The following is a 9,109-nucleotide window of genomic DNA, read 5'->3' as shown; positions in this document are numbered from 1 at the left end:
TATGAGGATCCACCTGTTCCCATCCCGAACACAGTAGTTAAGCTCATAAACGCCGAAAGTACTTGGCTGGAGACGGCCCGGGAGGATAGGAAGTCGCTGATTAAGCATTAAAAGAGGGTCACCCTAAAGGGTTGGCCCTCTTTTTTGTGCTCTAATGAGGATATTCTAATTTTTACTGGAGCCGTCTCCAGCCAAGGCTGTACAAGTAGTCTCTATCTGTATAAATCAATAAGACGGTGTGGGAAAAGTAGGGCAGTAGAAGATGGAGGAACAACGTGACGACAGATTCACTGCATCACTTTCTTCCGAACGTAAGATTTACCAAACTGCGAAGCAGTAAAGGGAAATCCACAGTGAGGAAGCAATTAGGGCAAGCGAAAAGTAATTAGGATTAAACGACGTATGGGGCCCACACATCACCTTCTTCCGAACGTAAGATTTACTGAACTGCAAAGCGGTGAAGGAAAATCCATAGTGAGGAAGCAATTAGGAGAACCTAAAGGTAATAAGAACTAACCGACGACAAATTCACTGCGTCGCTTAGTTCAGCGCGCAAGAGTTACCATGTAGCGAAGCTACATAGGGAACTCCACAGAGACGAACACCCACTATGGCTAAGGGTGAAACTATATATAAGGATTTGCTGATTATATTGGTAAGTTAACATAGGTATTTCTATACGGTTAGGCCTCCATTATGTACAAATTTTGGTACTTCATTTAATAATTCATATATATGAATTATGTTTTTGAATGATATACAAATAATTTAATATTTAGTAATATACTATGGTTTTCCGGCTTTTTCATATTTTTCGTATGTCCAAAAAAATACCCGTATATTTTTGGTAGAACATGAAACCTTCACTATCTTTTCACGAAGTGTCTATATACTAGCAATAGTTGATTGAGGTCAACTAAGGAATGGAGGTCTACTGCTAATAACTTTTACCTGTCCCTTTTACAAATAATACAAACAACACAAAACAATACAACACATAAAACAACACTTAATACACAACAATACTCTCCCTGTGTATAAACAAAACAATACATATACAAAACTCTCTAATTATATATACCATCTCCCGTATATATAAAGGTAAAAGTTAGGTAGACAGAAGAGCCCTTTTTAGGGCTCTTTTCCTTCCGGGACGCGGTGATTTTACTATTTAGAATGCGCGTATTTCTTGACAGCGTCCCTGTTTTTTGTTATGATAATCAAGTATCAAGCATGGCTTGGTGGAGATAGGGGTATAGCTCAATTGGTAGAGTAGCGGTCTCCAAAACCGTTGGTTGTGGGTTCAAGTCCTACTGCCCCTGCCAAATTTATTTTCAGCCTTTTGACTGTGAAGTGCTCGAAATGTTAAATAAATGCTTGCTTTAAAGCAGACATTATGTTAATATAAGTGAGTACTCAATTTATGACTCAGTAGCTCAGCTGGATAGAGCGTTTGACTACGAATCAAAAGGCCAGGGGTTCGAATCCCTTCTGGGTCACCAAATTAACCCGCATGTTGTGCGGGTTTTTCTTTTTGTCCTATAACCCCAAAAAATTCAAATATGATTAAGGGACTGTCCTTAGAATGCAGTAGAATTGCATTTTGAGGACAGTCCCTTTTATCGTTATGGTATTTTTTATTGCTGTATTGTATCACTTTATTAATATAACGCAGTACTATTTCTACAATGTAATTTAATTTTTACTATCATATTATTTAAGTTTGTTTATATTAATTGTCATATAGAAGATGTTTTTAAGCAATGATGAGCCTTTTACGCTACCCGATGGTGTAAGAGTCTCATATTATTTTGCGTGAGGTTGATCCGATTCAGCCACTACGTTAACGACGACTTCTTGATTCGAAGAAATCTGATTCATAATGACGGGGATTGGCTGTCCGATGGCTTCTGCTATATTTTTGATTTGTCGCATCGCAACAGGATGGGGTGTACTTCCATCGGCTTGAAATAGTTCTTCCAATTGACTGATTTCTGTTTGACTTAGATTTGATCTGGTTGCGAACTCCTCAATCGTCATATTATGTTGTTCGCGATAGGTTCTGATGATTTCACCGATATACATGATGGGCCTCCAGTAAAATTGTTTTAATATATTTTATTTTATGTGAAAGTCGGATAAAACTCAAGCTAGATTGTAATGATACTTCATATTATTAATAAATAACGGTTTTATATTATATGATGAATATATAATGATACGTATATATATGAAAATGAAAAGAGGTTGGCTATGAAGATGAATAGAGAACAACTTTTAACTGTTTATATATGTTTAGCGCTGGGGGCTTGGAGCGTTGGTGGGGGTATCAGTTTCAGTCAATCGAACGGCACTGCAGATCAAAATAATCGGTATACAACGATAGTACAGCATGGAACTGAAGGCACTGTTGAGGCCTCTGACCAAGGTAGTCCTGTTATTGCATCGTATTACAAGGATGGAAAAGATAAAAAAAAGAAGTCATCTGCTGATGAAGCGAAGCTTTCAGAAAAACAAAAAGCAACCAAAGAATTGAATGAGCATTCTTGGGTGGAAGAAGCGGGAAAACATCCGACACCGTATGAGGTTGTGGAAGGGAAAGCGGTCAGTGAAGATGAATTAGCCTACTGGTGGAAGGTGTTTAACGATCCCGTATTGGACCGGTTAATTGATTTAACTCTTAAAAATAACAGGCAACTAGAGGTGGCGCGCTCTCGAGTTAGACAAGGTCGGTTGCAGTTGGGAATTGCTGAAGCGCAACGATTACCCTGGCTGGATGCTTCCGCTTCATGGTCTGCTAACAGAGGGCAGGGCGAATGGGATTCGGACCGAGAAGAAATAAAGAGTTTACCTTTACCTGATAAGACGACGAGAACTGTAGAAACGGGCAAACTGGGAGTTGATGCCCGATGGGAAATTGATATATTCGGAAGACAGAAAGCCAATTCACGTGCTGCATCGAATTCGCTGCAGGCATCACAGGCGGATTTATATTCCACATGGGTATCGTTGAGTGCGGAAACCGCATTACAGTATATGTCGTTAAGAACCTTTCAGGAGCAATTGCGCATTACGGAAGATGATGTGAAGCGGCAACAGGAAGCGTTGGAACTGCTCAAGGTAAATTATCAGTCAGGCATTATAAATGAATTACCGGTACAACAGGCTACATATGCATTGTCTCAGACTCAGGCGGAGATTCCTTCATTAAAGAAAAATATAGCCTCCACAATGTCCGCCATCTCTATATTGACAGGAACGGTTCCGGGCGAAGTCGATGGGTTATTGACGGATGATGCTTCGTTACCGACGGTGGATCCGCATATGTTTATCGGCATACCGGCGGAAGCTTTACGGCAAAGACCGGATATACAGGCGGCTGAACGACGTATTGCGGCACAGCAGCAGAAAACGAAGTCAGCAAAGGCTGATCTTAAGCCTAGATTTTCACTGAATGGCAGTATAGGATTGGAGTCGTTTGCATCGGGTGGACTCGTTTCAGTCATCGGGAAGATGATAGGGATAGGACCGTCAATAACGATGCCTATTTTTCATGCCGGAGCTATCCGGAAGAATATAAAAGTACAAACAGAAAAGGAACAGGAATATTTAGCTGATTATGAGGAAACTGTTTTGAAAGCTGTCGGGGAGGTCCGAAATGCGGTGACGGATGCATCTCAGGATTATATTAAGTCCGAGGAATTAAAATCTGCCGTAGAATCGTCAAAACAAGCGGAGTCACTGGCACAAACCAATTTTGACTCCGGCCTTAGCGATTATTTAAGTGTTCTTGATGCGAGACGAAATGTATTATCTGCAAGGCGGCAATATATTATGAGTCGGGGACAGGAATTTGCCGATATCATTCGTTTATTCAAGTCTCTAGGCGGTGGTTGGGAAGCTATGGACATCGATCAGGCGGCAGAGGCGGATTCGCATGCTAAGAAATAGTGCCAGAGAAGGGGAATGATTATGAAAGAGAAATTTGATGTCGTTAAACGATGGATGGCGAATAATAGAAAAAAGTGTATAAGTATAATGATTGCTCTTCTAATTATTCTGGGCGGTGCAGGTTATTATGCTTATTATCAATATGAAGCGTATATGGCGGCTCATCACATTGTGTTGCAAGGCAATGTGAATCTGCGGGAAGTGAATGTTGCATTCCGGGGCAGTGATCGGATTTCCAGCCTTTTAGTGGATGAAGGGGCGGTCGTAACCAAGGGGCAGATATTGGGCTATTTAAATTCTGATGAATTGAGTCTTGCTGTACGGCAAGCTAAGGATACCATTGCAGCACAGGAAGCGGTAGTGGCTAAGTTGCAGGCAGGGAGCAGACCTGAAGAAATCGCCCAGGCATCGGCACGAGTTACATCTGCAGAGGCTTCGCTGGCTCAATCGACGCAGGAGTTCGATAAGCTGCAAAAATCCTATAATGCTTCAAATGGTAAGGCCGTCAGTCGACAGTCCGTAGATGATATACAGGCGAAAGTGAAAGTGGCGGAAGCTAAATTGAATGAGGCGCAGCAAGCATATAATTTAGCTGTTGCAGGACCGAGACAGGAAGATATAGCACAGGCCCAGGCACAATTGGATGCGATGAAAAGCGAACTGGCCCGTCAGGAGTTCTTGTTGAACCAAACCGTATTAACGGCTCCTGTAGACGGTGTTATAACGGCCCGATTATTACAGGTCGGCGATATGGCTTCACCGAATACACCTGTATTTAAATTGGCTGAGAATACTAAGAAATGGGTCCGTGTATATGTGAACGAACGGGATTTAGGGAAGATTTATAACGGTATGGATGCGAATGTGACGACGGATACCAATAAGAATGAACCGATTCACGGCACAATCGGATATATATCCTCCGTAGCGGAATTTACACCTAAATCGGTAGAAACGGAGGATGTGCGTACTACACTTGTGTATGAAGTGCGGGTATATGTGGATGATCCTGATAATCGTCTCCGTTTAGGAATGCCTGCCACTGTTTCCATTGATATATAGAGGTGTGCGGTGAATGATGTATATGCAATCGAAGCGTCACAATTATATAAAGAATTTCCTATTGTCGGAGCTGCTCCTAAAATAGCATTGGACCATCTGGATTTTAAAATTCGGAAAGGTTGTTTAACTGCATTAGTGGGACCGGATGGTGCGGGAAAAACAACGCTTATCCGGTTGATAGCCGGTTTATTGGACTCCACGTCCGGCTCTTTAGATGTTCTCGGAATGGACGTGAAAGCATATTCGCAGAAAGTTCAAGACAGACTGAGTTATATGCCTCAGAAATTCGGCCTTTATGAGGAATTATCGGTCAGTGAAAACATGAATCTGTATGCGGATTTACATGGTATCCCTCCGAGGGTGAGAACGGAACGGTTCGAAAACTTACTGCATATGACGGGGCTATCAAAATTTACTAAGCGTCCCGCCGGTAAATTATCGGGCGGTATGAAGCAAAAACTCAGTCTGGCCTGTACACTGGTACGATCTCCGGAGCTATTGCTGCTTGATGAGCCTACGGTAGGGGTTGACCCATTTTCAAGACGTGATTTATGGGAGATTTTAGAGTCGTTAGTACGTACAGATGGAATCAGCGTACTTGTCACTACTGCGTACATGGACGAGGCGGAACGTTGTAAAGATGTTTTTGTCCTCAATAAGGGGCGTTTTTTGGCAACGGGTACGCCGCATGAATTAACTAAAATGTCTGAGGGACGATGCTTTCAGGTAAAGATTCCGAAAACATTGAGCATGAGAAATGTGCAGGCCGCATTGATGGATGATACGCAATGCGTGACGGATGCCGTTCCGGAGGCCGGTGCCGTGCGGTACATAAAAACGAAAGAAATGCCTTCGATTCCTTGGCTTAGCGAGTACGGTATGGAGGAACAGCCTGTTCAAAGCCGTTTGGAAGATACCTTTATGATGCTGTTAAAAGAGGATGAGTTTGCCTCCGGGCAAGGGGGTGAGTTTTTAGGTCGCTTAAATATGGACATAGATGAAAGTGCGATAGAAAAAGAACGAAATCATTTATTGAGCCCAAATGAAATGGCCGAGCGGCATATAGAAATTTCCGTATCCCATTTGGTAAGAAAATTCGATGATTTTACGGCGGTTGCCAATACCTCGTTTACGGTGCAGCGCGGAGAGGTATTCGGTCTGCTGGGCCCTAACGGAGCGGGAAAGACGACGACATTCCGTATGTTATGCGGATTGTTGCCCGTAACGAGCGGGAATTTGCGCGTGGCCGGCATTGATGTCGTTAAATCCCGTACGGCGGCAAGAAGCAATTTCGGATATGTAGCGCAAAAGTTTTCTTTGTACGGTAATCTGTCTGTTATGGAAAATCTAAAATTTTTTGCCGGTGTATACGGTCTTCACGGACAGAAGAAGCTTGAACGGATAGAAGCCGTTATCAAGGAGTTTCGTCTGAACGACGTGAGAGATATGATGGCCGGTGATTTGCCAGGTGGTTATAAACAGCGCCTGTCCATGGCGGCAGCATTGATGCATGAGCCTAAAATCCTTTTCTTGGACGAACCTACAAGCGGCATTGACCCGCTTACGCGGCGTAATTTCTGGCGACAGATTACCTCTTTATCAAAACGGGGAACAACGATTATTATTACGACTCATTTTATGGATGAATCGGAATATTGTGACCGCATTATGATTCAGGATGCGGGTAAGCTCGTTGTATTGGGCACACCGGATGAGGTCAGACGGACTGCCGGCGATGAGACTTGTACTATGGATGAAGCGTTTATCTCCGTCATATTGAAAAAGCGGGAACAGGAGGGGGACGCATGAACGGCTTTATAAAACGGTTTTCTTCATTGGTACATAAGGAAACCTTACAGGTATTGCGCGATCCCAGCACTATTCTGTTGGGGGTCGTACTACCTATACTCCTTATTATCCTCATCGGTTCAGGGGTAACGTTGGATGTTAAGCATGTACCGATAGCGGTGGTTATGGAACGTCAGGATGCAATGTCCGAGAGTGTGTATGATTCGTTAAACGGTTCCGAGTACTTTCAGCCCATAGCGGTTCGAGACAGAAATACGGCGGAACTGTTGATGGAAAAACGAAAGGTGGATGCCATACTGGTGATTCCACAGGATTTTTCGTCTCAAGTTATGCGCGGACAAGGAAAGGTACAGGGAATCTACTACGGTGTCGATACTTCGGTAGCGATGAGCGTGCAAAGTTATGTTACCTCAGCCATCAATTTGTGGGCAGCTAAGAATATTCCCTTTATGATGCGTGGCGGATATATAACGATGAACCATCGCATGTGGTTTAATGAGGAAAATACGAGTACCTGGTTTTTAATTCCCGGGCTCATCATGATTATCATGACGATTGTATCCGTATTTCTTACGGCTGTCGTCATGGCCAGAGAGTGGGAACGGGGGACTTTCGAGGCTTTATTCGTTACACCGGTTAAGCCTATTGAAATTATTTTAGCCAAGATCGTACCGTATTATGTATTGGCGATGTCGGGCATGTTGTTTTGTCTCGGCGTATCGTATTTCTTTTATGACGTGCCGATGCGTGGTTCCTTATGGATTATCTGCATCGTGTCAACCTTGTACTTAATTGTTTCCTTAAATATGGGACTGCTTATATCCGCACTTACGAAAAAACAGTTTTTAGCGTGTCAAATGGCATCACTTACAAGCTTTCTACCGGCTTTGATGTTGACGGGATTTTTGTTTGATCCTCATTCCCAGCCCGTGGTGATTCAATATGTTTCCCGAATGTTACCTTCTACGTACTATTTGGAACTGTTGAAATCGTTGTTTCTGGGTGGAAATAACTGGTATTTAATTATTAAGAACAGCGCTGTTTTATCTGGCTTTGCTGTTTGTTTTACATTCTTGACGATTCATATTACGAGGAAGAAGGTGAAATGATGAATTGGCGCCTGTACTGGAATCAAATCATTGCTATCATATGGAAAGAGCTATTAGCCACTTTCAAAGATCCGAAAACTCGTATAATCTTACTGGTACCGGTTATTATTCAAGGATTCCTCTTCGGTTATGCCGCGACATATAACCTCAACAAGGTTCCTTATGTATTGGTTGATGAAAGTCACACTCAAACGTCGGCCGCCCTGGAATCAACTATCAATTCATCGGGCATCTTTAGCTTGTATAAAGTTGCGGACTCCCCCGATGTAATCGCTCCGCTTATCGATTCCAATAAGGTAATTATGGCGGTGATTATACCGCAGGATTTTGAAGAGAAATTAAAACATCAACAGCCTTCATCAATTACGGTTATTGCAAACGGGACAAATTCTATGACATCAGGTGTTGCCGCTTCGTATATGGGACAAATTATTTCCCAATTCAATCAGACCGCGTTAGGTGTTGAACATAAGGGGATCACGATTGAATCTCGTACGTGGTACAATGAAAATCAGCAGTCTTCGTGGACCTTTTTAGCCGGTCTCGTCGTCTTGGTCAGCATGACACAAGTCATCATGCTGGGCGGCTTATCGGTGGCGCGAGAACGAGAGCAGGGAACCTTTGACCAGCTGCTGGTAACGCCTGTATCCTCCCTGCAGATTTTGATTGCAAAGTCCATACCTCCAATGTTTATAGGCCTGTTTCAAAGCAGTGTATTGCTATTACTAGCTATGTTCTGGTTTCAAGTTCCGTTTCGAGGAAATATTTTTCTCGTCTATGCCGTATTATTTACATTTATATGCAGCAGTATCGGATTGGGGTTATCTATTTCGGCCATTGCTAAAAACATGCAGCAGGTTCTCGTATATGTTTTCGTTTTTTTATTGCCCTTGGCGTTATTATCCGGATTGGCAACGCCGATTCATAATATGCCGAAATTATTGCAATATATTACATATGTAAATCCTATGCGCTTTTCTATTGAAGCGATACGGCGGATTTATTTGGAAGGGGCAGGTTTTGTTGATATATGGTTCAATTTTATTCCTATGATTATCCTGACCATTATAACCATGTCCATAGCGGGCTGGCTGTTTAGAAATCGAGTGGGATAAGCATATTTTCTGGATGGTTGAACTGTTCATTTCTGTTATAACAATACGGCAGACCTATATAGC

Annotated in this window: 6 protein-coding genes, 2 tRNA genes and 1 rRNA gene (1 of these 9 only partly in view); 8 read left to right on the top strand and 1 reads right to left on the bottom strand. The window is 42.7% G+C overall.

Going from position 1 to position 9,109, the window contains the following annotated elements; all coding sequences use genetic code 11:
* The 3 genes from rrf to CKV62_RS07120 form a co-directional block, all read left to right on the top strand.
* Window positions 1–102 (top strand): 5S ribosomal RNA (gene rrf / locus CKV62_RS07130); it begins 15 nt to the left of the window's first position.
* Window positions 103–1,249: 1,147 nt separating this feature from the next.
* Window positions 1,250–1,325: transfer RNA gene (locus CKV62_RS07125), tRNA-Trp, on the top strand.
* A gap of 100 nt (window positions 1,326–1,425) precedes the next feature.
* Window positions 1,426–1,502: transfer RNA gene (locus tag CKV62_RS07120), tRNA-Arg, on the top strand.
* Between the two features lie 304 nt (window positions 1,503–1,806).
* Here CKV62_RS07120 and CKV62_RS07115 read toward each other — a convergent pair.
* The gene (locus tag CKV62_RS07115) at window positions 1,807–2,085 is read right to left on the bottom strand and encodes a helix-turn-helix transcriptional regulator (RefSeq protein WP_095066338.1); all 279 of its coding nucleotides are present in this window, start codon (window positions 2,083–2,085) and stop codon (window positions 1,807–1,809) included.
* Between the two features lie 168 nt (window positions 2,086–2,253).
* On the opposite strand from CKV62_RS07115, the gene CKV62_RS07110 reads away from it, so the two are divergent.
* From CKV62_RS07110 to CKV62_RS07090, 5 genes are read left to right on the top strand one after another with little or no spacing between them, the layout of a single operon-like run.
* Window positions 2,254–3,951, top strand: coding sequence for an efflux transporter outer membrane subunit (locus CKV62_RS07110; protein ID WP_095066337.1), 1,698 nt, complete (start codon window positions 2,254–2,256; stop codon window positions 3,949–3,951).
* 21 nt (window positions 3,952–3,972) lie between these two features.
* Window positions 3,973–5,013 carry an HlyD family secretion protein gene (locus CKV62_RS07105; RefSeq protein WP_095066720.1) on the top strand — a complete coding sequence of 347 codons (1,041 nt, stop codon included), beginning with the start codon at window positions 3,973–3,975 and terminating at the stop codon, window positions 5,011–5,013.
* Between the two features lie 9 nt (window positions 5,014–5,022).
* Entirely contained in the window at window positions 5,023–6,822 is a 1,800-nt protein-coding gene (locus CKV62_RS07100) for an ATP-binding cassette domain-containing protein (protein ID WP_095066336.1), read from the top strand.
* The gene (locus CKV62_RS07095; RefSeq protein WP_095066335.1) at window positions 6,819–7,931 is read left to right on the top strand and encodes an ABC transporter permease; all 1,113 of its coding nucleotides are present in this window, start codon (window positions 6,819–6,821) and stop codon (window positions 7,929–7,931) included. Before CKV62_RS07100 ends, CKV62_RS07095 begins: the two co-directional genes overlap by 4 nt.
* Window positions 7,928–9,046, top strand: coding sequence for an ABC transporter permease (locus tag CKV62_RS07090; protein WP_231968310.1), 1,119 nt, complete (start codon window positions 7,928–7,930; stop codon window positions 9,044–9,046). Before CKV62_RS07095 ends, CKV62_RS07090 begins: the two co-directional genes overlap by 4 nt.
* Window positions 9,047–9,109 lie beyond the last annotated feature (63 nt).

The organism is Veillonella rodentium (assembly GCF_900187285.1).
Classification (GTDB): Bacteria; Bacillota; Negativicutes; order Veillonellales; family Veillonellaceae; genus Veillonella; species Veillonella rodentium.
The sequence above is the reverse complement of the archived record's forward strand: the minus strand, read 5'-3'. Positions and strand labels throughout refer to the sequence as shown.

Excerpts from the sequence above, each read along its gene's own strand:
- CKV62_RS07115 (WP_095066338.1), bottom strand. The coding sequence starts at position 2,085 with ATGTATATCGGTGAAATCATCAGAACCTATCGCGAACAACATAATATG.
- CKV62_RS07110 (WP_095066337.1), top strand. The coding sequence starts at position 2,254 with ATGAAGATGAATAGAGAACAACTTTTAACTGTTTATATATGTTTAGCG.
- CKV62_RS07105 (WP_095066720.1), top strand. The coding sequence starts at position 3,973 with ATGAAAGAGAAATTTGATGTCGTTAAACGATGGATGGCGAATAATAGA.
- CKV62_RS07095 (WP_095066335.1), top strand. The coding sequence starts at position 6,819 with ATGAACGGCTTTATAAAACGGTTTTCTTCATTGGTACATAAGGAAACC.
- CKV62_RS07090 (WP_231968310.1), top strand. The coding sequence starts at position 7,928 with ATGATGAATTGGCGCCTGTACTGGAATCAAATCATTGCTATCATATGG.